This window comes from Campylobacter gastrosuis (genome assembly GCF_030249845.1).
In the GTDB taxonomy this organism is placed as follows: Bacteria; Campylobacterota; Campylobacteria; order Campylobacterales; family Campylobacteraceae; genus Campylobacter_A; species Campylobacter_A gastrosuis.
On sequence record NZ_JANURM010000019.1, the window covers coordinates 1 to 23,663 of the forward strand.

Genomic DNA, 23,663 nt, shown 5'->3' on the forward strand with positions numbered 1-23,663 from the left:
AAATTCTTGATACAATCAAAGTAAAAGCCACCCAAGCCGCCCAAGACGGACAAACTTCTAAATCACGCCAAGCACTTCAAGCTGACATAGTCCGCCTAATGGAGGAGCTAGATAATATCGGCAACACCACTAGCTTTAACGGACAACAGCTCCTAAACGGCACATTCTCAAACAAAGAATTTCAAATCGGTGCCTACTCAAACGAAGTAGTAAAAGCAAGTATCGGTGCAACAACTTCGGATAAGATTGGATTAACTAGGTTTGAAAGTTCAAAACTAATTACCGCTGGCGGCAAGGTTTCACTTACATTTATTAATGTTGATGGCGTAAATAACGTAAAAGTAGCAGCTGCCGTAATCTCAACTGGTTTAGGCAACGGACTGGGCAAACTCGCTGAAAACATCAATAAGGTATCAAATGAAACTGGTGTAAGAGCGACATTTGATGTAACAATCAGAGCCGAAAAAGCCATATCAGCGGGCAGTCTAAAATCAATCACAATCAATGGCGTAAAAATCGGCGACCTAGCTGTAAAAGACGGCGACAGCAATGGTGCCTTAGTAAATGCGATAAACTCAGTAAAAGACCAAACAGGCGTAGAAGCGTCAGTTGATCCGCAAGGACGCCTTGTTTTAACAAGTCGTGATGGCAGAGCAATAAATATTACTGGTGGAGATAATGGCGGTCAAAAACAGATAGGTAAAGCACTCGGTATTAGCGATAAAGTCGCCGAGCAATTATCAACTTCAATGTTTGTTGGTCGTTTAAACCTTGTTAGACTTGACGGACGGGATATAAAAATTTCAGGTGGTGGTAATGGCAAAGCAAATGGTGCATTTTCTACCGCATTTTCTGATGCAAATGGTGGTAATCAACAATCTGTATCTCTAAGAGATATAAGAGGTCAGATAGACAAAGCAGCTGCTGCCGCAATGGGCTTTTCTCGTATGTCAAAATCAGAGATGACATCAAACCAAAGTGCTGGTGTTATGACACTTCGTGGTGCTATGGCTGTTATGAATATCGCTGAATCAGCACAAAAAACCCTTGATTTCATTCGCTCTGATTTAGGCTCAGTCCAAAATCAGCTTGTTGCAACGGTAAGTAATATAACCGTAACACAAGTGAATGTAAAATCAGCCGAGAGCCAAATCAGAGATGTTGATTTTGCAGCTGAGAGTGCAAACTTCTCAAAAAGAAACATCCTAGCACAATCAGGTAGCTACGCAATGAGCCAAGCAAACTCAGTGCAACAAAACGTCCTAAAACTGCTACAATAACTACAAAATCCATAGGTTTAACCTATGGATTTTAATCCTTTAATTTTGTTTTTTGATAAAAAATCGCAGTAAAATTCACGTTTTAATATTTAAAAAAAGAAGTGTGGTTTTTGTATTTGACTTTTAGCACGAACAAAGTCAGGGGTTATCTCCCCCCCCCCTTACCCACTTTTTTACCATAACTTGCAAATAAAATTTTTATTTGAAATAGAACTTTGCATTTTATTCAGGGTGTCATTTGTTTTTCTTTAAGGGAGAAGGGGGCGACCCTTATCCCCGACAACGCTCTTTCGTGCGAACATTTGCCGATTTTCAATCGGCGTTCGCAAGTTTTGGATTTTTTACGTTTTAACATTTTTAAAATTTTAGTCTAAAAAAATATGCTGTTTTTTTAATGAGAATTCACGTGATTTTTAGCAGAACTTTACATTTTGTTAATGGGTTTCTTTTTCATTCTGCTTTTATCACGAGAAAAGCAAAGTAGGGTCACCCCCTTCTCTCTTAACAACCCACAACCCCGACAACGCTCTTTCGTGCGAACACCTGCCGATTTTCAATCGGCGTTCGCAAGTTTTAGTCTTTTTACATTCTAGCGTTTTTCAATTTTTAGTCAAAAGACAAAGATTACAAGCTAAATTTTATACGGCTTTATCACGAGAAAAGCAAAGTAGGGTCGCCCTTTCTCTCCCTTTACTATAACTCGCAGATCACAAAAATGCTATCGCAACACCATTTTTGTTGCCATCTGCTCCCAAGGGCTATGCTCTATCGTTGCTGTGTTTTTGCAGGTTTTAACTGCCAACAAGTCAGTGTATGCAGTTTAGATTTTTACGTTCTAGCGTTTTTAAATTTTAAAATGCTTTTTTGCAGGTTAAAATGCCAACAATTATTTAACAAATTAAGCTTACATCCACTCAATCACCTGCGTTAGCTCCTTTGCGTAAAAGCATTTAATACCCTGCGTATCAAGCGGTTTGCTAGGTATTATGGCGTTTTTAAATTTCTGCGTTTTTGCCTCTTTTAGGCGTTGGTCTATATTAAAAACATCGCGAATTTCGCCGTTTAAGCTAAGCTCTCCGATAAAAACACTCTCTTTGCTAATCGGACGATTTTTAAAGCTTGAAATAATAGCTGCAACCACTGCTAAATCAGCCGCCGTTTCTGTGATTTTAACGCCACCTGAAACGTTGATAAAGACATCATAATGTCCCAGCGGAATTTCAAGCTTTCGCTCCAAAAGTGCTAAAAGCATATCAAGGCGGTTTTTTTCATATCCAGTCGCACTTCGTTTTGGGTAGCCACTCTCGCAAACAAGTGCCTGAATTTCAACGCTTAAAGCGCGCGTGCCCTCCATTATTATCGTGATTGCCGAGCCACTTATGGCGTTGCCGCGAGTAAAAAATTTGCTTGAAATTTCAGTGGCTGAAACTAAGCCATTTTTGCCCATTTCAAAAATTCCAACCTCGCTTGTTGAGCCAAAGCGATTTTTAAAACCACGTAAAATTCGCAGCTCTCTTGACGCATCGCCCTCAAAATAAAGCACCACATCAACCATATGTTCAAGCACTCTTGGACCTGCTATCGCACCCTCTTTTGTGATGTGTCCGATGATAAAAACGCAGATATTTTCATCTTTTGCAAGTCTTAAAAGCTCAAATGTGATCTCGCGAACCTGTGAAACTGAGCCCGGTGCCGAGCTTACTTTTTCTGAATATAGCGTTTGGATTGAGTCAATGATAAGCACCTTGTATTCGCTCTTTCGCACCTCGGCGATGATATTTTCAAGGCAAATTTCAGTTAAAAGATATAAATTTTTATCCACTGCATTTAGCCTATCAGCTCTCATTTTTATCTGACTTGCGCTCTCTTCGCCACTTACATAAAGCGTCTTTTTAGCGTCCTTAGCTAAATTTGAGGCGATTTTTAAAAGAAGCGTTGATTTGCCAATGCCCGGACTGCCTCCAATTAGCACAAGTGAGCCTTCAACCACACCGCCTCCAAGTACCAAATCAAGCTCTTTATCGCTGGTTGAAAATCTATTAATGCTCTCAATCTCAACCTTGTCAATGCTAACTGCCTTGCTTGGAGTGTTTGAAATTTTTGCTATCTCTTCATTTACCTTTATCTGCGTCTGACTAAGCTCTATAAAGCTATCCCAAGCACCGCAATTTGGGCATTTGCCAAGCCATTTGCCTTGCTGGTTGCCACAGCTTTGACACTCAAAAACTGCCTTATTTTTTGCCATTTTTCTGCCTTTTTTGCTTGGATTATAGCATTATTTTTGGGTATAATGTGGGAATGAGTAAAAAAGATAAATTACAAAATGAGATAGATACATTAAAAACAAAATTAAGCATTACGTTTAGTGCGATTTTGGCAGTTTTGGGCTGGTATGGCGGCACTTTTGATTTTAGTGTGGTGAAATTTTTACTTGCACTTTTTGCACTTGTGCCACTTTGTGCTTTTTATTATTTAACAGAGAGAAAATTTAAAGAGAAAAATGAAAAAATAGGGGATATGAAATGATTTTTAAGATTTTGGCTTTTTTGCCTTTTGTGTTGGGTTTTGGCACTATCGGTTATGTTTTTTATAAATTTTATAGTGATAAAGATGAGAAGTTAAAACCAAATAGTTAAAATTTTACTCGCTTAATCACAAACACCGCTAAAATTCCACCCAAAATTCCGATAAAATCGGCGATTATGTCAATTAGGCTAAACTCTCTGCTTGGCAGAAAGCTTTGGACTATCTCTATTTGAATACCAAAGGCTAAAAGTGCTAAAATTTTAGTTAAAATTTTAAGATTAAATGCGTAATTTAGCAAAAAATACAGGACGCTAAACGCCAAAAAGTGGTTTGTTTTATCCCAAAAAACCTCGTTTATCGCCACGCTTTTTGAAGTGGTCGCTAGATACTCAACCGCAAAAAGCGTGATAAAAAAGCAAATTTTAGCCAAAAATGCTATCCATTAATCCGTTTAAAAACTCATCAGGGTTAAATTTCACCAAATCATCCATTTTCTCGCCCACGCCGATGTATAAAATCGGCAGTTCAAGCTCACGCGCCACGCCAAATAACGCGCCACCCTTTGGTGTGCCGTCAAGTTTTGTGATAATCACGCCATCAAGGCTAACAATCTCATTAAACGCCTTTGCCTGAGCCACGCCAGCGTTGCCCTGTGTGCCGTCAAGTATTAAAATTTTGCGGTGAGGGGCTTTTTCGTAAGCTTTTTGGCTAATACGCACGATTTTGCTTAGCTCGTTTGCTAAATTTGTCTGGTTTGAAAGCCTGCCAGCAGTGTCTAAAATCACGTTATCCACGCCCTTTGCAAGTGCCGAGCTAATCGTATCAAAAGCCACAGCCGAGGGGTCGTGTCCTTGCTGTGAGGCGACTATTGGCACATTTAGGCGAAGCGACCACTGGCGAAGTTGCTCAATCGCACCAGCACGAAAGGTATCACAAGCGCCCAAAATCACGCTTTTACCGCTATTTTTGTATAAATTTGCTAGTTTTGCGATAGTTGTGGTTTTACCAGCGCCATTTACGCCCAAAATTAGCTCTACAAACGGCTTATCATCGGCTATTACTCGCTCTTTTTCGTAGATAAAATAGCTACTCATCACACGTTTTAAATCATCTCTTTTTACCTCGTCTTGTGGGGGCAAATAGTATAAAATTTCCTCAACAATCTCATACGCCACGTCCGCTTCTAAAAGTAGCTCTTCAAGCACCTCTTTTGTGATTTTGGCGTCTTTTTTAGCACTAAAAATGCTTTTAAAAAATCCTATCATTTTACTGCCCTTAAAATATCACTCTCCAACATCTCCTCAGGCACAAGCCCCGTGTAAGTCGCTGCGTGTGAGCCATCAGCTTTATAAAGGATAGAAAAAGGCAGTCCAATCACGCCACCGACTGCTTTTTCAAGGGCGTAATTGCTCTCGCCGTTTGAAATTTCATATTTGATTTTAAATCTATTTATAAACTCATTTATCTCATCACCGCTCTTTTCTTCAAGCAAAATTCCAACGATATTTAAATCCTTTGTAAATTTATCGCTTAAATTATTTAAATGAGGGATCTCAGCACGGCACGGCGGACACCAAGTGGTAAAAAAGACAAATAGCGTCGCTTTATCGTTGTTTGCTATCTTAATGTTTGCGTTTTTTACGCTTAGGTTAAGTTTCTCGCCACTCACTAAATTTAGCGTGATATTTTCATCTTTAATCTGTGGTTTTTGCTCTAAAATTTCACTTTTATTTTCATCTAAATTTTCTACTTCGCTCTTTTTATCTTCGCAGCCAAGTATCAAAAATGTCGCACTTAGTGCTATAATTAGCATTTTTAAATTCATATCTTACCTTTTAATAAAAATGGTGCGATTATATAAAAAAGTTGATAAAATGAGCGTTAAAAACGAAATTAGAGCTAAAAATTTACAAATTTTAAAAAACCGAGCAAAAAGCGGTGCTAAGTGCCGAGATTACGCAGTTTTAAGCGATATAAAAAGGCTGATTAAAATTTACAAGCCAAAAAATATTTTGCTTTTTATGCCACTTTTTTACGAGCCAAATGTCTATCGTTTAAGGCGAGAATTTAGCAAAAATTGTAACATTTTTGTGCCGTTTATGGTAGGTATTAGTTTAGAAATGGTAAAATTAGCCCTGCCATTTAGGGTGTCAAAATTTAACTTAAAAGAGCCGATTAACAAAAACGCTTTTAAAAGTAATATTGATATGGCAGTAGTCCCGGTGGTTGGAGTTGATGTGAGTATGGCTAGGATAGGGCACGGCAAGGGTTTTTATGATAGATTTTTTGCTAGTTTAAAACGCCCACCAAAGGTCGTAGTTTTTGTGCAGATTATGGATTTATTTACAAAGCAAAAGTTAGCACAAAGCCACGATATAATCTGCGATTTTTACTTAACTCCAAAGAAAAAATACTTTAAAAGAGGCAAAGATGATAGAAATTTTAGTAGGATTAGGTGCTGGCGCGGTCGGCGTTGGCGTGGGGTATGTGGTCGCTAAAAAGATAAATGATGCAAACTACAACATATTTTTAGAACAGGCAAAAGCCAAGGCAAAAGCCATTGAGCACGAAGCACAAATGGTCTTAAAAAACTCAAAAATTTCAGTCCAAGAAGCTGAGTTTGAAGCCAAAAAAAAGTATGATGAAAAGACAACAAAACTTCAAAGAGAATATACTCTAAAACTTGATGAAATAGCAAAAAAAGAGCAGACTTTATTAAACGAACAAGAGCTTTTAAATAGCGGTAAAAACGCCTTAGAGCGTGAGAAAAATGAAGCAAAAGCAACCTATGAAGAGGGTGTAAATTTAAAAGCTACCTACCAAAGCAAGGTCGCAGAAGCCCTAAAAGTCCTTGAACACGCAGCCGGCTTAACAGAGGACGAGGCACGTGAAGTGGTGCTTAAAAAGGTAGAAGAAAAGAGCCGTGCTGAGATAGCACATATCGTTAGAAAATACGAAGAAGAGGCGAAAAAAGAGGCGAAAAAGAAGGCAAATTACATTTTAGCACAGGCGACCTCGCGTTTTGCTGGGGAGTTTGCGGCTGAGAGGCTAATAAATGTCGTAAATATCAAAAATGACGAGCTAAAAGGCAGGATTATTGGCAAAGAGGGGCGAAATATCAAGACGCTTGAAATGGTGCTTGGTGTTGATATTATCATTGATGATACGCCAAATGCGATTATTTTAAGCTCGTTTAATCTTTATCGCCGTGCGATTGCAACGCGTGTGATTGAGCTTTTGGTTGAGGACGGCAGAATTCAGCCAGCACGCATTGAGGAGCTTCATAAAAAGGTAACCGATGAGTTTGAGCAGAGCATTCTTGAAGAGGGCGAAAATATCGTGATTGATTTGGGGTTAAACAAAATTCACCCAGAGATTACAAAGCTAATTGGCAAACTAAAATTTAGAGCCAGCTACGGACAAAACGCCCTAGCACACAGCCTTGAAGTAGCGCACCTTGCAGCCATTATCGCTGCTGAAACTGGCGGAGATGAGAAGCTCGCTAAAAGGGCTGGAATTTTACACGATATTGGCAAGGCACTAACGCACGATTACGAGGGTAGTCACGTGGATTTGGGTGCTGAAATTTGCAAACGCTACAAAGAGCACCCAGTCGTAATAAACGCCATTTATGCTCACCACGGACACGAGGAGGCTACTAGCGTTGAGAGTGCGGCTGTTTGTGCTGCTGATGCCCTAAGTGCGGCTAGACCGGGTGCAAGGCGTGAGGTTTTAGAGAGCTTTTTAAAGCGTGTTGAGGAGATAGAAAATATCGCAAAAAGCAAGGACGGCATAAAACAAGCCTACGCAATTAACGCTGGTCGTGAGATCAGGGTCATTGCTAATGCAAAGCTAATAAACGACGATGAAGCGGTGCTTGTGGCAAAAGAGATAGCCTCTGAGATAGAAAACAAGGTGCAGTATCCGGGCGAAATAAAAGTAAATGTAATTAGAGAAACTCGTGCGATTGAGATTGCAAAATAGGAATTTAATGAGAAAAATTTTAATAATTTTACTTCTTAGTGTCTTTTTGTTTGCAAATGAAGAGCTTTTGTTAAATTCAGCAAACGCCTTTATAATGACTGAGCGGTTAAATAAAAAAGCCCCATTTGAGGCGTTAATCAAGCAGTCAAAGGCGGTTGTAATCATACCTAGCGTAAAAAAAGTCGGCTTTTTAGTCGGCGGTATGGGCGGTAGCGGTGTGATTGTCATTGACCCATTAAGCGATAAAAGGGTGCTAAAATCAGTCACGATAGGTGGTGGCAGTCTTGGACTTCAAATGGGCTATGAGGATAGCTCACTTGTGATTTTTGTGCTAAAAAGTAGCATTGTCGCCGACATTAGCGACGGCAAACTCGCCATAAACGCAGACGCTAGCTTCTCATTTGGCGATGTTGGCGGCGGTTATAAAAGCATTAAAGACTTTGAATTTTCAAAAGATATGTATGCTTACGCCACAAACGGCGGATTTTTTGCTGGGGCTAGTTTTGGCGGAGTTATCATTAATAGCTCAAACAAAATTCGGTTTAGAAGCAGTGGCTACGCTTACGACCAGCTTATTTTGGCATTAAATAGGTAAAATTATGCAAGATATGCTTACAAATTTATCCACTTATGGCTATATTTTGCTATTTTTTTACACGCTTGGTGGCGGATTTTTAGCACTCATCGCCGCTGGCGTGCTTAGCTTTTTAGGCGAGATGAATATCATCGTTACAATCGCCATAGCCACGCTTTCAAACACACTTGGCGACACGCTACTTTTTTATCTTGGACGCTACAATAAACCAGCCCTAATGCCCTACATAAAAAATCACAAGCGAAAACTCGCCTACTCGCAAATTTTAATGAAAAAGCACGGCGATAAGATGATTTTTATCCAAAAATACATTTACGGCGTTAAAACTCTCGTGCCTATCGCACTTGGTTTTTCAAAATACCCATTTTTTAAATTTAACATTTTAAATTTCATCGCCTCGTTTATTTGGGCGTTTATAATTGGCACGGCTAGTTTCTTAGCTGGTAATTTTGCCGTGAAATTTTGGGATAAATTTGGCGATAACGGTTGGGTTATGCCGATTTTTATGCTAATTTTACTTGGCTTAATTTGGCTATTTTTAGAAAAACAAACAAAAAAAAGGATATAAAATGCAAAAAATTTCAATCTCAGTCGTCGCTATTTTAGCGATTTTAGCAGGTGCTAACTACTACACTTCAAACAAGGCAGAAGTTGAGTTTAACAAAGCCATAGATATGGCAAAACAGGCTGGTATAACGATAGAAAATGAGATTTACAACAAAGGTTTTTTTAGCTCAACAGCCTCATTTATAGCTAGTAAAAACGAGATAAAAACAGAGATTAACGCCGATATTAAAAGCGATATTTTTACATTTTTATCGCAAAATCCACTGGCAAAAATCAGCGTAAAAGCACTTGATGAAACGACAAAATCATTTGCTAGAAGCACACTTGGCAGTGATGAGATGTTTGAAATTTTTTACAAACAAAGCATATCAGGCGATAAAAATTTAAAATTTGCACTAAAAGATGCCGACTTTAAAGAGAGCGATAATGAGATAAAAAGTAGCGGATTTTGGGGAGAGATAAACCTAAATTCAGATAAATTCGTAAAAGATGCCACGCTTAATATTGATAATCTTTTGCTAAAATCGCCAGAATTTAAGGCTCAAATCATCGGACTAAACGCAAAAACAATCGCAAAAACAGATATAAATTTAGCCCAGTTTTTTAACGAAATAGCACCTTACGAAAGCCACGCAAACGGCAAACAAATTAGCATTGAAACAAACGAAGCAAAGGCTGAGCTAAATGGGCTAAAATACGACGGACAAACCGCACAAAATGGCGATTTATTAGGCGGAGATGATGTTTTGAAATTTGAAAATTTTACAATAAATGGCGTGAAATTTAACGATATAAAAATCAGCTCAAATGTCCAAAATTTAAGCGTTAGTGGCTTAAATGCCGTGCTTTTAAAGCTAAACGACCCAGCACTTTTAAATGATGAAAATAGTTTTGAAAATTTTGGACTTAAAGTAAGAGATGATTTAGCCACGATAATCGCTAAAAATCCAAAATTTGGCACAAAAATTGAAGCAAAAAATTACCAAAACGCAAATATGACCTTTAAGCTTGACTTTGGGTTTGATGGCTTTAACGGCAAAATAAACGATGATTTTAATCCTATAAAATACGCAAATTTTGGCGGATTTTTAGAATTTTCGCCAAACTTAAATGAGTTTTTTGCTCAAATCCCAGCCTTTGCAATTTTAGCAGGTATGTTTAACGAGCTTTTTGTAAGCGAAGCAAACGCCCAAAAAATGGCGTTTAGGCTTGATAAAAACACAGAGGATTTAGTCTTTAACGATAAAATTTCGCTCAAAGAAATTCTTGGTGCATTTAGCTATTAATGGATAAAGAAGCCTTTGCGATAAGTTGCTTTAAAAGCCCATTTCTAGGCGATGATGGGGCAGTTGTTGGCGATTTTGTTTATAGTAAAGACCTATTTTTTGAAGGCACACACTTTAAAAAATCGTGGCTAACGCCCTTTCAAATCGGACAAAAGGCAATGCTTGTAAATATTTCAGACGCAATCGTGATGAATGCAAAGCCAAAATTTGCCCTTCTTGGCTTTGTAATGCCAAAAAATTTAAGCCAAAACGAGATAGCACAAATCTCGCTTGGCATTAAAAAAACCTGCAAAGATTATGGCATACAAGTCATCGGCGGAGATACGATTAAGGGCGATAAAATCGGCATTAGCGTTACTATTATTAGCAGATTAGAAAAAAAGGCAGTGTTTAGAAATGGCGTAAAAAATGGCGATTTTTTAGCCTTTACTGGGCATTTAGGTCAGAGTTTAAAAAATCTAAAAACGCTATTAAATGGCTATGAAATTTCATCAAATTCACGCTTTGTAAAACCAATCTTAAAGGGCGATTTTTTTTACAAATCAGCAAAATTTATAAACGCCGCTATGGATATTTCTGATGGTCTAAATAGCGATTTGCCAAAAATTTTAAATGCGAGCAAAAAGGGCATTAAATTTATAAAAAAACTAAGTCAAAATGAGCTAAAAAGTGGCGAGGAGTATGAAATTTTATTTAGCTTTTCGCCAAAAAATCGCACAAAAATAGAGCAAATCGCAAAAAAAACACGCACAAAAATCACAATTTTTGCCAAAGCAACGAAAGGACATTATAAAACCAATGCAAAATCACACCACTTTTAAGCCACTCTTGCCACTTACTCACACGCCAATAAACGCCCATTTTTCAAAGAATTCAGATGATTTTGTCGTGCGTGAAATTCCACTTTATGAGCCTAGTGGCGAGGGCGAACACTTGATGATTTTAATACAAAAAAAGGACTTGACAACCCAAGAAGCATTATCAATTTTAAGCGAATTTAGCGGTGTAAAAATTCGCGATTTTGGCTATGCTGGGCTTAAAGATAAGCAGGGGCTAACGACGCAATTTATCACAATGCCACGCAAATTTGAGCAAAATTTAGCAAATTTTCGCCACGAAAAGTTAAAAATTTTAAGCACAAACTACCACAATAACAAGCTAAAAATCGGACATTTAAAGTCAAATAGCTTTTTTATCCGCCTAAAAAAAGTTATGCCAAGTGAAGCTAAAAAACTAGAACAAGCACTTTTAAATATTGATAAACAAGGCTTTGCAAACTACTTTGGTTATCAGCGTTTTGGAAAATATGGCGATAATGCAACAAGCGGACTTGAAATTTTAAAGCACGGCACACTAAATGGCAAAAGACTTAAAAATCCAAAACTTAGCGATTTTTTAATCTCGGCATATCAAAGCGAACTTTTTAACCGCTATCTTAGCAAAAGGGTTGAAATTTCACGTTTTAGCGATGATTTTAGCCAAAAAGAGCTTTGTGAGATTTACAAATTTGATACGCAAATGGCTAAAAATTTAAAATCCCAAAAGCAGTTTTTTAAGCTAATTTTAGGCGAAGTTTTAGGGCATTATCCGTTTGGCAAGTGCTTTTTGTGCGAGGATTTAGGGGCTGAAATTGAGCGATTTTTAAGGCGAGATATTACAAGCTGTGGGCTAATTGTAGGCGATAGAGCCTATGCTTCAAGTGGCGTGGCTTACGATTTAGAGCGTGAAATTTACGCTCAGGCGTTTGAGTTTAGTAAAAAAATGAGTGGCTCACGCCGTTTTGCTTGGAGTTATTTAAGCGATTTAGCTTACAAATATGATGAGAAAAACGCCCATTTTACGATGAGTTTCGTGCTTAATAAAGGCTCATACGCCACCGTAGTTTTAGAGCAAATTTTAAACAAAAATATCTTTGATGAGTAGTTTTTCATCTTTTTAAAAGCCCATTTTTTCTATAATATTTTAAAAATTTAAAAGGTGAAATTTTGCAAAGATATCCTACAAAACAGATAAAAATTCGCAACGTCCTAATCGGTGGCGACGCCCCAATCTCGGTGCAGTCAATGACATTTTCAAAGACAAAAGATGTTAAAGGCACACTTGAACAAATCAATCGCCTTTATTTTGCGGGCTGTGATATTGTGCGTTGCGCCGTGCTTGATAAAGATGACGCAGCTGCGCTAAAAGAGATAGTTAAGCTTAGCCCATTGCCGGTTGTAGCTGACATTCACTTTAACTACCGCTTAGCACTAATCGCAAGTGAATTTGTAGATGGTGTGCGTATAAATCCTGGCAATATCGGCTCAAAAGAGCGGATAAAAGCGGTCGTTGATGCGTGCAAGGAGCGAAATTTGCCAATTAGAATTGGCGTAAATTCTGGCTCACTTGAAGAGCAGTTTGAGCAAAAATACGGCAGAAGTGTTGAGGCAATGGTGGCTTCGGCGCTTTATAATATAAAATTATTAGAGGATTTTGGCTTTACGGATATTAAAATTTCACTAAAATCAAGCGATGTTGCTAGGACGATGAGAGCTTATGAAGAGCTTCGCCCAAAGGTCATCTATCCATTTCATCTTGGCGTTACAGAGGCTGGGACGACCTTTCACGCTACGATAAAATCGGCAATCGCACTTGGCGGACTTTTGCTAAAAGGCATTGGCGATACGATGAGAGTTAGCATTACTGGCGAACTTGAAGAAGAAATCAAGGTTGCAAAGGCGATTTTAAAAGATAGCGGCCTTCAAAAAGAGGGGCTAAATATCATCTCGTGTCCGACTTGTGGGCGTTTGCAAAGCGATTTGATGAGTGCGATAAAGCTGGTTGAAGAAAAAACAAAGCACATAAAAGAGCCACTAAATGTAAGTGTAATGGGCTGTGTGGTAAATGCTATTGGCGAAGCAAAGGGCGCTGATGTGGCAATAGCCTTTGGCAAGGGCAATGGGCTAATAATGCGTCGTGGCGAAGTGGTGGCAAAGCTAAAAGAGAGCGAATTAGTTGATCGCTTTTTGCTTGAAATTGATGAGGAGATAAAGTCACGTGGCTAGAAAAAGTGTAGAATTTGACCTAAGTTTGCTTTATGATTTGGATATGGAGCGAGCCATTTTAAGCTCAATTTTATCAAGCAATGACCTTTTAAGCGAAATTTTTGACACGATAAACAAAGATGATTTTTATCTAAAAGGGCATAGCGATATTTTTATGGCGATGATTGAGTGCTTAAATTCCGACCAGCCGATTGCCACGACCTTTTTAAAGAATAAACTAGGTCAAAAATACGATGAGAGCATACTTAGCGATGTTATGGCGACAAGTGCTATTGTTGATGTGATGAGCTATGCAAACGAGCTAAAAGAAAAATCAATCAAACGCTCACTGCTAAAAATCGCCCAAGAAGTCCCAGCTAAGGTAAGCGAGGATATGCCGGTTAGGGACATTGTTGATGAAATTTCATCTGAAATTTACGCCGTTTCTGATACGAAAAAATCAGGAGCGATAAAACAAGCGCCTGAAATTGTGGCAAATTTAATTGACTACATTAAAAAACAAGCCGACCTTGATGAAAAGGGCGTGGTCGGACTTAGCACCGGTTTTCGTACCTTAAACGAAAAGACAAATGGCTTTAAAAAAGGCGATTTAATCATCGTAGCAGCACGTCCGGGTATGGGTAAGACCACGATTTGCTTAAATTTTATGAATCAAGTCCTGCAAGACGGCAAGGGTGTGGTATTTTTCTCGCTTGAAATGCCAGCCGAGCAGATTATGATGCGTATGCTCTCATCAAAGACCTCAATCCCACTTCAAAACATAATCAGCTCAAAAATGGACGACGAGGAGCTAGCTAGACTAAGCGATGCGTGCGAATATATGAGCTCACGAAAGCTTTTTGTACACGATAGCGGTTATGTTAATATTCATCAGGTAAGAACCCAGCTAAGAAAGCTAAAAACAGCCCACCCAGAGATAGAACTTTGCGTGATTGATTATATTGGACTTATGATGAGCACGAGTAATTTTAGTGAGAGACACCTGCAAATCGCTGAAATTTCAAGGGGTTTAAAGCTCTTAGCACGTGAGCTAAATATCCCAATAATCGCACTTTCACAGCTAAACAGAAGCCTTGAAAGCCGTGATAACAAACGACCGCTTTTAAGCGATTTAAGAGAGTCTGGCTCAATTGAACAAGACGCTGATATGATACTTTTTGTCTATCGTGAAGAGGTTTATCTAGCACAAAATGAGAAAGAAAACGAGCAAAAAGCCAAAAAAGAGGGCAAAGAATACGTAGCAAAGTGGAAGCCAGATAATCTTTTTGAGGAGAAGGCTGAAATAATCATCGGCAAAAACAGAAACGGCGAGCCGGGCAGCGTTGAAGTGGTCTTTGAAAAGCAATTTACACGCTTTGTGGATAGGACATTTTCGCCAGTTTCTACCGCAGAATTTCACGGCTAGTGCCACTTTTTGACACAAGAGGGCAGATTTTAAAATTTCTAGCCGTTTTTATCTGCATTTTTCTTATAAATTTAGCTTATGAATACTCTAAATTTCGTAAATTTTTAGATAATGGCGAGCAAGATTTTATTGCAAAAGTTGAGAAAAACTATCTAAAAACGGCACAAGACGGCAAAATTTACAGGGTTTTGCTCTTAAAAACCGATGATTTTAAATTCTACACCACCACGCAAAAGGGGCGAAAATTTAGCCAAAACGAAACCCTAAATGTAACGGCAATAACGCTTGATGTTAGCTTTTTAGACTATTTAAAAGGTAGCTTTTTTATGCCAAATTTTCGCTTGCAAAAGCTAAAAAGTGAGCAAAATTTCAGGGATAAAATGATAGCTTTTATCACAAATCAGCACGAAAATCCAAAAATCGCCGAGCTTTACTCAATCCTGTTTTTTGCCACGCCCATTTCGCCAGAGCTTAGACTTGACATAAATCGCTGGGGGATAGCACATTTAATCGCAATTAGTGGCTATCATTTAGGCGTGATTTTGGGGCTTTTTTATCTTGTTTTAACGCCGATTTTTAGGGTAGTTTATGCAAAATTTTGTCCGTATCGCAACTATAATTTTGACATTTTTATCATTGCTTTTATTTTTATTAGCCTTTATTTTTGGCTTCTTGGCGTTGTGCCTAGCTTTTTAAGGGCGTTTTTAATGAGTCTTTTTGGCTTTTATTTTTTAGTAAGAAATATCAAAATTTTAAGCTTTCTAAATCTCTTTTTTGTGGCTTTAATCTGCATTGCATTTTTGCCGAGTTTAGCCCTAAATATCGGCTTTTTCTTCTCTGTTTGTGGGGTGTTTTACATTTTTTTATACGTTAAACATTTTGGGTTTTTAAGGCATAAATTCCTGCATTTTTTGGGGTTAAATTTCTATCTATTTTTTGTAATGCAAATTATTGTTTTAAAATTCTTTGCTTTAATTAGCATCCAGCAGTTTGGTGTAATTTTAATTACCTACATTTTTGGGCTGTTTTATCCGGCTAGTGCCGTGCTTCATCTGTTTGGTTTTGGCAGTGTTTTTGATGAATATTTACTTAAATTTTTAGACTTTTCGCTCCCATATTTTTGGGCAAAAATCCCACTTTTTGTCTTTTTAGGCTACATTTTTTTATCACTTTTAGCGATAAAATTTAAAAAAATTGCCCTTATTTTGCCACTTTTTGGTGCTTTATGCTTTATTTTTTTGCTCTAAAAACGCACAAATTTTAAGCCCATAAAGAAAGATAACCCACGAGATATAAACCCATAAAAAAAACAGAAGCATTATTGAAAACGACCCGTAAAGGCTAAGGTAGGTTTTGTTGTTTATTGCGTAGTAGATAAAGGCTGATTTGCCAAGATACCAAGCCAAAGACGCCACAAATGAGCCAAATAGGGCGTTTTTAAAGCTGATTGGCTCGCTAACAGAGATTAAATAAGTTACACAAAAAATTGTCCATATAATAATGTAAGGAAATATGCTTAAAAAATTTATCCAGCTCGTGTATTCGTTTGAGTTTAAAATCTCTTGAAATTTACTTGATAGATAAAAGCTTAAAGCAAGTCCGAGCGGGGCTAGGGTGATGAGCGTCCAGTAGGCACTTAGCGAGCTGTAAAAGCTACGTTTTTTTGTCTGCATTATGCGGTTTATTACGTATTCATAATCGGTAAAAAACATAGCGGATGTAAAAATAATGGCGACTAAGCCAAAAATTCCAAGACTAAGGCTATTTTGCAAAAAGCTATCAAGATACGCACCGATGACATCTTGATGAGATGGGAGTAGGGCATTAAATACAAATTCCTTGATTTTGCCGTAATATTCGCTAAAAATCGGCATTTGCGTAAAGATTGAAAAGCTAAGCAAAAGCACTGGGATTATGGACATAATCGTGTGAAAACTAAGGCTTGAAGCGTAATGCATAAGCTCTTTGTCTTTGATATTTGTTACGATTTGTAACGCTAATTTTATCTTATTTTTGATATTTACACTCATATTTTTGCCTTAAAAAATGCTTTTTACCAGTAAATTTGAGATAGAAATTTTACCTTCAAGCTCGTATTCATAAATTTTATTGCCAAATTTTTTAACTGTCTCATCAAGGCTAACGCCACTTTTGCAAAATTCCATAATTTCATCATTTTGATTTAAAACTGGCACGTTAAAATCGCTAAATTTAGCCGCAAAATCGCTAAAATTTGTAATTAAACTAGCCCTATTTTTAGCCAAAAGCTCGTTCGTGCCGTCGCTCTCGCCTAGTCTTTGAGGCAGGACGAAAATTGGCACGCCAATCTCACTGGCTATCCTTGCGCTTTGAAGTGAACCTGATTTAAAATCAGCTTGTGCGACCACTAGGGCTTTACACAGCGATACGACTATGCGATTTCGCTCCAAAAAATGGTGCCTTAACGGCGGTGTGTTGAGCGGATATTCGCTTAATGCAAGGGCGTTTTTGTAAATTTCAGAGATGATTTTTGCGTTTGAGCTTGGGTAGATTATGTCAAGTCCGTTTGCAAAAACGCCGATAGTTTGGGGCATAGCACCGATATGTGCAAAAATATCAACGCCGATAGCACCACCGCTTACTACGCAAATTCCAGCGTTTGTTAGGGTTTTAGCTAGGCTAGTTACGCAGTTTTTAGTATAAACACTAGCTTTTCGTGAGCCGACAATTGCGATTTTTGGGGCGTTTAAAAGCTCTTTGTTGCCAAGATAAAACAGCCCATTTGGCGGATTTTTAAGCCTTAAAAGCTCTTTTGGTAGCTCTGATTGATTTATGAAATTCTCATCTGTAAAGTTCATAAATATCCTTGACATAAACTAACTCAACATTGTTTAGTATATACTCTTTATTTTGTTTTAGCACCTCTATCGTATTTTTGCGTGGATGACCGATAGCAATGGCAAATCCCTGCTTTTTTGCACGCTCAATAGCACTAACAAGCTCCGATTTTATCGCACTTTTATCATTATCATCATCTAAAAAAACATCCCTGTAAATGTAGGGCATTTTATATTTTTTAGCGACATCTTTTACCTTTGAAGCAGCAATTGTTCTGCTATCAACAAAGGTAAAATTATACTTCACAAACGCCTTGTAAGCTAAATCCATAGCGTTAAAGTCGCTGGTAAATCGGCTGCCGGTATGGTTGTTTATAAATTTTGCCTTTGGGAAGTTTGCCCTAACGGCTGCGATTTTTTTATCTATGAGTGCATAAGTATCAGTTATATTTAGTGTATCAAGCTCAGGTTTTAAGAAGTGATTTGCCTGCATTGGCAGGTGAATCATAAAAAATTCAAACTCATTTGCAAGAGTTGGCGTGTCTGGGTGAAATTTGTTCTTTGGGAAAAATGACGGAGTTAGCTTTTTAAGCCCAGTTTGCCTAATCATCTCCACGTGAGCCCTTGAAGCCATATCATCAATAATAATGGCTAGTTTTGGCTTTTTGGTGCTTATTGCCTTTTTATTTGGCTCTATTTTTTCAGGGATTTTTTCTATTTTTGGCTCTATTTTTTCAGGAATTTTTTCAGATTTTTGTTCTGTTTTTTCAGAAAAATTTTTGGCTTTTTGCTCTATTTTTTGCTCATTTTTTATCTCTGTTTTTATCTCGTCTGTTTTAGAACTTTGTTTAATTTGGGTCGTATTTTTATCAATTTTGGTTTTGTTTATATCTTTTAAAGCGTCAAAAACGCTAATATCTTGCTTTTGTTTGGCTGGTTTTGGTAGCTGTTTTAGGGCGTCCGTTTCATCGGTGCTTTTTGGGTCAAGAAAAATTCTACTTAAATTTTCATCTTTGCTAAATTTTATAACTGGCTTTTGCTCTGTTTTTTTGGCTATTTTTTCTGGTTTTTTCTCTACTTTTTCATCTTTTTTAGTGTTTGTTACGACCATAGTTTGGGCGTTAAAATGGCGATTTGAGAGATAAAATAACGCAATAATTAACGAAGCTGAAAAAATGACAAAAATTGCGATATAAAGGCGTCCAAATTTTGACTTTTTTGCCCTTTTTGGACGCCTTTTTGTAGGTTTTTTATCCAAGATTAGTTTTTATCTTTATTTACTAGCTTATCAGCACCGATCCATGGCATCATCGCGCGAAGCTTTTTGCCAGTTTGATTTAGCAGACTTCTTTCAGCAATGCCACGCTCAGCGTTCATTCTAGCGTATCCAGTCGTTCTTTCAAGGACGAAATTTTTAGCAAATGTGCCGTTTTGAATCTCTTTTAAAATATCCTTCATCGCCTTTTTGCTATCTTCGTTTATCACTCTTACGCCACTTACGTAATCGCCGTATTCAGCGGTGTTTGAGATAGAGTAACGCATATCAGCCATACCGCCTTGATACATCAAATCAACGATTAGTTTTAGCTCGTGCAAGCACTCAAAATACGCCATTTCAGGCTCATATCCAGCCTCTACAAGCGTCTCAAATCCAGCATTTACGAGCGCACAAAGTCCGCCACAAAGCACGGCTTGCTCGCCAAATAGGTCGGTTTCGGTTTCATCTTTAAATGTCGTTTCAATAATGCCGGTTCTGCCGCCACCTATCGCACTTGCGTAGCTTAGGGCTAGCTCTTTTGCCTTGCCACTTGCGTTTTGCTCGACAGCGATTAAATCAGGTATCCCGCCACCCTTTACAAACTCGCTTCTTACCGTGTGTCCGGGCGCTTTTGGAGCTATCATTATTACATCAATGTTTGCAGGTGCTTTGATTTGTCCAAAATGCACGTTAAATCCGTGTCCAAATGCGATAGCCGCGCCGTCTTTTAAATTTGGCTCAATCTCTTTTTTGTAAATTTCAGCTTGAAGCTCATCAGGCGTTAAAATCATCACTACGTCAGCCTCTTTGCTAGCCTCTGCCACGCTTTTTACCTCAAAGCCTTTTGCCTCTGCTTTCGCCCAGCTTTTACCGCCCTTAGCAAGTCCGATGATGACCTTTACACCGCTATCTCTTAAATTTTCAGCGTGTGCGTGCCCTTGTGAGCCAAAGCCGATGATAGCGACCTTTTTGCTTTTTATTAAGCTTAAATCGCAATCTTTGTCGTAGTAAATATTTACTGCCATTTGTTCTCCTTAAAATGAAAAAATTTTGTGGATTATACATTTTAAGAACTCAAACAACGCTGAAATGTTAAAATTTTTTTCTTTTAAGTTTGCTTTGGATAAAATGCCAAAAATTTTTTAAAAAGAGAAAGTTATGAATGATTCTATTTACACAAAGATAAAAACGTTGCCACCGCTTGATGACACCGTTGTAAAGGTGCAACGAATATGCTCTGATGAAAATAGCTCAATAAGCGATTTGACAAAAATAATAGAAAAAGACCCAATGCTAACGGCAAATATCCTACACTCGGCAAATTCGCCACTTTATGGCTTTTCAAAAGAGGTTACGAGTGTGGCTAGGGCTGTTTCTATTTTTGGTATGGCGACCATTCGTGGCTTTGCTCTTTCAAGTGCGATAAAACGCAGTTTTGCTATAAATTTAGAGCCTTATGGCATTACTTCGCACGATTTTTTAAATATCTCAATGATGCAAAACGCCCTGATGTACAACTGGTATTCAAAGATTAAGCCACGCGATCTTGAAGTGCTTTCGCCAGCTTCATTTATGCTTGAAGTAGGCAAAATCGTCCTTGCAAAAGAGATGATAGAAAATGGCTTTGATAGCGATTTTAAGGCTAGAATCAAAGAGCTTACACATCCAAGCGATCTTATGATGCTAGAAAATGACTTTTTACAAATCACAAACGAAGAGATTACGGCTAAAATTTTTGAGCAGTGGAATTTAGAGGGCGAGCTTGTAAATGCTATACTTTACTCAAACGAGCCAGATGACGCTCCAAAGCACGTTAAAGACTATGCTAGGGCGTTAAAAGTGGTAAAAACTGCGATAAATATTTTTAGTCAGCTTGATGATGTCAGCATTCAAAACACGCTACCTTTGCTTGATGAGTATGGCTATGACCACGACACGTTTTTAATGGCTGCGGCAAAAGTTAAAGACAATCTGTGAAGGAATTTTTACGCTCACTTTTAAATGGCGTTAGCCAAAGAGAGATTTCAGCTACAAATTTAGAAGTTTTACGAAATTTAGTCAGTTTAAACGCCGTTAGCGAACACAAGGGCAGATTTTATCTAAACAACGGCTTTGTTTGCGGACGGCTTGACATTAGCTCAAATGGCACTGGCTTTTTAATGCCATTTGATGATAGGTTTAAGCAAGATATTTTAATAGAAAATAAAAATTTAAACAACTCACACTACGGCGATATCGTGCTTGTTAAGCTTTTGAAAACGGCTAAAAAACGCCAAAGTGGCAAGGTCGTAATTAGCCTAAAACTCGCAAACGAAACAAGTGTGGTTTATACGAAATTTTTTGGCTCTGCCCTGCTTGGCGTAAATATCAAAACCGGGCTAAGCACCACGCTAAAAGCGTCACAAAAGAGCTTAAAACAGTTACCTGTTGGCACACTTTTAAAGATAAATAACCTAAACGGCGAGATTACGCAAGTGCTTGGCAATATAAACGATCCGCTTGTTGATGATAAAATTTCACTAGCAATTTATAACAAAAGCTCGGAATTTTCGCAAAGCTCGGAGCTTGAAGCGGCAGCTTGGGGCGATGAAGTAGATGCGCTAATGTATCCAAATCGCATTGATTTGCAAAATTTAGCCTTTTGTACGATTGACCCAGTTAGTGCAAAGGACTTTGATGACGCCATATATTTTGATGAAAAAAGGCGTGAAATTTACGTAGCGATCGCCGATGTGAGCGAATATGTAAGCCCGTATAACAGCATTGATATTGAGGCTAAAAAGCGCGGATTTTCTATCTATTTCCCACACATTGCCGTGCCTATGCTGCCACATGCTTTAAGTGAAAATATCTGCTCATTAAAACCAAACGTCCCTCGCCTTGTTTTTTGCTTTAAAATTTCGCTTGATGATGATTTAAATGTCGTAAAAGAGGAGCTTTTTGAGGCGATAATCTGCTCAAAACGTCGTTATAATTATGACGAAGTGGATAGAATTTTAAACGATAAGCAAACAGATGAGATAGGTTGGATAAAAAATCTCTATGAAATTACTAAAAATTTGCGTAAAAAACGGCTTTTAAACGGCTTTGACTTTCGCACAAATGAGCTTAAAATTTCGCTAGATGAGGCTGTGGCGATAACGGCTACGACCTTTGAAACCGATACACCTTCTCATCAGCTAGTTGAGGATTGTATGCTTTTAGCAAATAAGGCGGCTGCAAAGCGGATTAGAAGGGGTGTTTTTAGAAATCACACTCCGCCAGATTTAAAGAAAATTTACAATTTATTAGATGATTTAGCCCTACTCGGTTTTGATTTTAGCTATCAAAGCGACCTAGCAAATCTAATACGAAAAATTCAAGCCAAAGCCGATGAAATGGGCAACAGAGATGAGATTGATAAACTTATCATAAAATCGCAAAAAAAGGCTGAATACAGCAGTGAAAATTTAGGGCATTTTGGGCTTGGATTTGATCGCTACACGCACTTTACAAGTCCGATTAGGCGGTATTCTGATTTGATTTTGCACCGACTTTTAAAGGCGATTTTAAAAAACGATGAGAAATTTTATAACTACCTGCTTTTAAACATTGAACAAACCTGTGCTAGTTTAAGCGAGCTTGAACGAGAAGCCGACAGGGTCGCTTTTGATTTTATTGATAGAAAATTTGCACGTTGGGCTAGTTTAAATATCGGCAAAATTTTCAACTGCTACGTAAGCGAAAATCAGAACATTTTAGTCGCAAAACTTGATGATATTTTTGTGGGTGCTAGAATTTTCATAAGTGGCTACACAGCACCACTTTTAAGCAAAATCAGGGTAAAAATCACAGAAGCTGACATAGCGAGTGCTAAAATTTTTGGCAAGGTCGTAAAAGATGTATAGGCGTGAGCTTGAAGGGCTTTTAAGCACGCAAAACCTGCCAAATCACTTCTTACTTTTTGGTGCTGATGAGTATCAAATTGAACTTTTTGCAAAAGAAATTTTAGCCATTTATAGCACCCAAGACGCCAATTTAATGAGCCTTTATTTTGATGAATATGACTACGATTTAGCCATCTCTCATCTTAGTGAGCCGTCGCTTTTTGGCGATAAAAATGTCCTTCACGTAAAAAGCGATAAAAAAATCGCCACAAAGGAGCTAAAAGAGATAATCTTAGCCCTTAAAAAAAATCCGAATAATAAATTTTTGTTTGAATTTTATGAGAGCGATATGCGAATTTTAACCGAAACAAGCCGTGCTTTTGGCGTGAATTTTGCTAGATTTTTTAAGCCAAGTAGCCCAGATGAAGCGGTAATGCTACTTGCTAGAAGTGCCGCTAAAATCGGACTAAATATCACAAAAAACGCACTTTATGAGATATATTTTATCCACAATGAAAATTTATACCTAGCCGCAAGCGAGCTAACAAAACTAGCCACGCTAAATACGCACATTGAGCAGGATTTAGTAAGGCGTCTTGTTTTTGGCGTGAGTGGGATTAGTTTTGATGATTTTTTTAATAAATTTATGTCGTTAAAGGAGATAAAAAACGACTTTTTAATGATAGAACAAGAGCAAAATTTTAGCGAAATTTTATTTATAAATTCACTTTACAAGGCGTTTTTTAGACTTTTTAAACTCCACGCTTTTATCAAAATAAATGGCAGGTTTGATATAAAAGACGCACTTGGCTACGCTCCTCCGCCAAACATAGCAAATACCCTAAAACAGCAGAGTTTGGCTATAAATTTAAGAGGCTATGAAGAGATTTTTAGGCTTTTAAATTTAGCCGAGATTGAGCTAAAAACTGACGCTAAAATGGATAAAACCGCCTTTATGCTTTCGCTTTTAATTAATCTTCGTAATCTAATCTCAACAGCAAATTTTAAGTAAAAAATAGGTAAAATCGGCACTTGC

At 37.9% G+C, this 23,663-nt stretch carries 23 protein-coding genes; 15 read left to right on the top strand and 8 right to left on the bottom strand.

Going from position 1 to position 23,663, the window contains the following annotated elements:
* A partial coding sequence (locus NYG85_RS10080; protein WP_284938434.1) for a flagellin B occupies positions 1-1,280 on the top strand: 1,280 nt, incomplete at its 5' end.
* A 904-nt stretch (positions 1,281-2,184) separates the two neighbouring features.
* Here NYG85_RS10080 and radA read toward each other — a convergent pair.
* Entirely contained in the window at positions 2,185-3,525 is a 1,341-nt protein-coding gene (gene radA / locus NYG85_RS10085; protein ID WP_284938436.1) for a DNA repair protein RadA, read from the bottom strand.
* A gap of 47 nt (positions 3,526-3,572) precedes the next feature.
* Here radA and NYG85_RS10090 point away from each other — a divergent pair, with 47 nt between their 5' ends.
* Positions 3,573-3,806 (top strand): hypothetical protein, encoded by a 234-nt coding sequence (locus NYG85_RS10090; protein WP_284938437.1) that lies wholly within the window; start codon positions 3,573-3,575, stop codon positions 3,804-3,806.
* Positions 3,807-3,912: 106 nt separating this feature from the next.
* On the opposite strand, the gene NYG85_RS10095 is transcribed toward NYG85_RS10090, so the two are convergent.
* From NYG85_RS10095 to NYG85_RS10105, 3 genes are read right to left on the bottom strand one after another with little or no spacing between them, the layout of a single operon-like run.
* Positions 3,913-4,236: a VanZ family protein gene (locus NYG85_RS10095; protein WP_284938440.1), complete on the bottom strand. Its 324-nt coding sequence runs from the start codon at positions 4,234-4,236 to the stop codon at positions 3,913-3,915.
* Positions 4,229-5,071, bottom strand: coding sequence for a signal recognition particle-docking protein FtsY (gene ftsY, locus NYG85_RS10100; protein ID WP_284938442.1), 843 nt, complete (start codon positions 5,069-5,071; stop codon positions 4,229-4,231). Before ftsY ends, NYG85_RS10095 begins: the two co-directional genes overlap by 8 nt.
* Complete coding sequence (locus NYG85_RS10105; RefSeq protein ID WP_284938443.1) at positions 5,068-5,631, bottom strand: TlpA family protein disulfide reductase; 564 nt, start codon at positions 5,629-5,631, stop codon at positions 5,068-5,070. The genes ftsY and NYG85_RS10105 overlap by 4 nt, the downstream gene beginning before the upstream one ends.
* Before the next feature lie 49 nt (positions 5,632-5,680).
* Between NYG85_RS10105 and NYG85_RS10110 the strand changes: the two genes are divergently transcribed.
* The 10 genes from NYG85_RS10110 to NYG85_RS10155 all read left to right on the top strand — a co-directional run bounded on the left by NYG85_RS10110 (position 5,681) and on the right by NYG85_RS10155 (position 15,934).
* Positions 5,681-6,304, top strand: coding sequence for a 5-formyltetrahydrofolate cyclo-ligase (locus NYG85_RS10110; protein WP_284938445.1), 624 nt, complete (start codon positions 5,681-5,683; stop codon positions 6,302-6,304).
* The gene (gene rny, locus NYG85_RS10115; RefSeq protein ID WP_284938447.1) at positions 6,237-7,790 is read left to right on the top strand and encodes a ribonuclease Y; all 1,554 of its coding nucleotides are present in this window, start codon (positions 6,237-6,239) and stop codon (positions 7,788-7,790) included. The genes NYG85_RS10110 and rny overlap by 68 nt, the downstream gene beginning before the upstream one ends.
* A 7-nt stretch (positions 7,791-7,797) precedes the next feature.
* Positions 7,798-8,385 (top strand): lipid-binding SYLF domain-containing protein, encoded by a 588-nt coding sequence (locus NYG85_RS10120; RefSeq protein WP_284938448.1) that lies wholly within the window; start codon positions 7,798-7,800, stop codon positions 8,383-8,385.
* A 4-nt stretch (positions 8,386-8,389) separates the two neighbouring features.
* On the top strand, positions 8,390-8,953 hold the full coding sequence (locus NYG85_RS10125; protein ID WP_284938450.1) for a DedA family protein: 564 nt from the start codon (positions 8,390-8,392) through the stop codon (positions 8,951-8,953).
* A gap of 1 nt (position 8,954) precedes the next feature.
* Positions 8,955-10,238 (top strand): DUF945 family protein, encoded by a 1,284-nt coding sequence (locus NYG85_RS10130; protein ID WP_284938451.1) that lies wholly within the window; start codon positions 8,955-8,957, stop codon positions 10,236-10,238.
* Positions 10,238-11,059 carry a thiamine-phosphate kinase gene (locus NYG85_RS10135; protein WP_284938452.1) on the top strand — a complete coding sequence of 274 codons (822 nt, stop codon included), beginning with the start codon at positions 10,238-10,240 and terminating at the stop codon, positions 11,057-11,059. The genes NYG85_RS10130 and NYG85_RS10135 overlap by 1 nt, the downstream gene beginning before the upstream one ends.
* Positions 11,037-12,161: a tRNA pseudouridine(13) synthase TruD gene (truD, locus tag NYG85_RS10140; protein WP_432264858.1), complete on the top strand. Its 1,125-nt coding sequence runs from the start codon at positions 11,037-11,039 to the stop codon at positions 12,159-12,161. The genes NYG85_RS10135 and truD overlap by 23 nt, the downstream gene beginning before the upstream one ends.
* Positions 12,162-12,223: 62 nt before the next feature.
* Positions 12,224-13,282: a flavodoxin-dependent (E)-4-hydroxy-3-methylbut-2-enyl-diphosphate synthase gene (ispG, locus tag NYG85_RS10145; RefSeq protein ID WP_284938454.1), complete on the top strand. Its 1,059-nt coding sequence runs from the start codon at positions 12,224-12,226 to the stop codon at positions 13,280-13,282.
* Entirely contained in the window at positions 13,275-14,687 is a 1,413-nt protein-coding gene (locus NYG85_RS10150; RefSeq protein ID WP_284938456.1) for a replicative DNA helicase, read from the top strand. Before ispG ends, NYG85_RS10150 begins: the two co-directional genes overlap by 8 nt.
* Complete coding sequence (locus NYG85_RS10155; protein WP_284938457.1) at positions 14,687-15,934, top strand: ComEC/Rec2 family competence protein; 1,248 nt, start codon at positions 14,687-14,689, stop codon at positions 15,932-15,934. Before NYG85_RS10150 ends, NYG85_RS10155 begins: the two co-directional genes overlap by 1 nt.
* On the opposite strand, the gene NYG85_RS10160 is transcribed toward NYG85_RS10155, so the two are convergent.
* From NYG85_RS10160 to ilvC, 4 genes are read right to left on the bottom strand one after another with little or no spacing between them, the layout of a single operon-like run.
* Positions 15,911-16,717: a YihY family inner membrane protein gene (locus tag NYG85_RS10160; protein WP_284938458.1), complete on the bottom strand. Its 807-nt coding sequence runs from the start codon at positions 16,715-16,717 to the stop codon at positions 15,911-15,913. The two genes, NYG85_RS10155 and NYG85_RS10160, sit on opposite strands and share 24 nt — an antisense overlap.
* Positions 16,718-16,726: 9 nt before the next feature.
* Positions 16,727-17,524: a DNA-processing protein DprA gene (dprA, locus tag NYG85_RS10165; protein WP_284938460.1), complete on the bottom strand. Its 798-nt coding sequence runs from the start codon at positions 17,522-17,524 to the stop codon at positions 16,727-16,729.
* Positions 17,508-18,761, bottom strand: a complete 1,254-nt coding sequence (locus NYG85_RS10170) for a divergent polysaccharide deacetylase family protein (protein ID WP_284938461.1) — start codon at positions 18,759-18,761, stop codon at positions 17,508-17,510. Before NYG85_RS10170 ends, dprA begins: the two co-directional genes overlap by 17 nt.
* Positions 18,762-18,763: 2 nt before the next feature.
* Complete coding sequence (ilvC, locus tag NYG85_RS10175) at positions 18,764-19,786, bottom strand: ketol-acid reductoisomerase (protein WP_284938462.1); 1,023 nt, start codon at positions 19,784-19,786, stop codon at positions 18,764-18,766.
* Positions 19,787-19,919: 133 nt separating this feature from the next.
* Here ilvC and NYG85_RS10180 point away from each other — a divergent pair, with 133 nt between their 5' ends.
* From NYG85_RS10180 to holA, 3 genes are read left to right on the top strand one after another with little or no spacing between them, the layout of a single operon-like run.
* On the top strand, positions 19,920-20,738 hold the full coding sequence (locus NYG85_RS10180) for an HDOD domain-containing protein (RefSeq protein ID WP_284938463.1): 819 nt from the start codon (positions 19,920-19,922) through the stop codon (positions 20,736-20,738).
* A complete protein-coding gene (locus NYG85_RS10185; protein WP_284938465.1) occupies positions 20,735-22,648 on the top strand; it encodes an RNB domain-containing ribonuclease in 1,914 nt (637 codons plus the stop codon). Before NYG85_RS10180 ends, NYG85_RS10185 begins: the two co-directional genes overlap by 4 nt.
* Positions 22,641-23,639, top strand: a complete 999-nt coding sequence (gene holA, locus NYG85_RS10190; protein WP_284938467.1) for a DNA polymerase III subunit delta — start codon at positions 22,641-22,643, stop codon at positions 23,637-23,639. Before NYG85_RS10185 ends, holA begins: the two co-directional genes overlap by 8 nt.
* The last annotated feature ends 24 nt before the right edge of the window (positions 23,640-23,663 follow it).

Excerpts from the sequence above, each read along its gene's own strand:
- radA (WP_284938436.1), bottom strand. The coding sequence starts at position 3,525 with ATGGCAAAAAATAAGGCAGTTTTTGAGTGTCAAAGCTGTGGCAACCAG.
- ftsY (WP_284938442.1), bottom strand. The coding sequence starts at position 5,071 with ATGATAGGATTTTTTAAAAGCATTTTTAGTGCTAAAAAAGACGCCAAA.
- NYG85_RS10105 (WP_284938443.1), bottom strand. The coding sequence starts at position 5,631 with ATGAATTTAAAAATGCTAATTATAGCACTAAGTGCGACATTTTTGATA.
- NYG85_RS10110 (WP_284938445.1), top strand. The coding sequence starts at position 5,681 with ATGAGCGTTAAAAACGAAATTAGAGCTAAAAATTTACAAATTTTAAAA.
- rny (WP_284938447.1), top strand. The coding sequence starts at position 6,237 with ATGATAGAAATTTTAGTAGGATTAGGTGCTGGCGCGGTCGGCGTTGGC.
- NYG85_RS10120 (WP_284938448.1), top strand. The coding sequence starts at position 7,798 with ATGAGAAAAATTTTAATAATTTTACTTCTTAGTGTCTTTTTGTTTGCA.
- NYG85_RS10125 (WP_284938450.1), top strand. The coding sequence starts at position 8,390 with ATGCAAGATATGCTTACAAATTTATCCACTTATGGCTATATTTTGCTA.
- NYG85_RS10130 (WP_284938451.1), top strand. The coding sequence starts at position 8,955 with ATGCAAAAAATTTCAATCTCAGTCGTCGCTATTTTAGCGATTTTAGCA.
- NYG85_RS10135 (WP_284938452.1), top strand. The coding sequence starts at position 10,238 with ATGGATAAAGAAGCCTTTGCGATAAGTTGCTTTAAAAGCCCATTTCTA.
- truD (WP_432264858.1), top strand. The coding sequence starts at position 11,037 with ATGCAAAATCACACCACTTTTAAGCCACTCTTGCCACTTACTCACACG.
- NYG85_RS10160 (WP_284938458.1), bottom strand. The coding sequence starts at position 16,717 with ATGAGTGTAAATATCAAAAATAAGATAAAATTAGCGTTACAAATCGTA.
- dprA (WP_284938460.1), bottom strand. The coding sequence starts at position 17,524 with ATGAACTTTACAGATGAGAATTTCATAAATCAATCAGAGCTACCAAAA.
- ilvC (WP_284938462.1), bottom strand. The coding sequence starts at position 19,786 with ATGGCAGTAAATATTTACTACGACAAAGATTGCGATTTAAGCTTAATA.
- NYG85_RS10180 (WP_284938463.1), top strand. The coding sequence starts at position 19,920 with ATGAATGATTCTATTTACACAAAGATAAAAACGTTGCCACCGCTTGAT.
- holA (WP_284938467.1), top strand. The coding sequence starts at position 22,641 with ATGTATAGGCGTGAGCTTGAAGGGCTTTTAAGCACGCAAAACCTGCCA.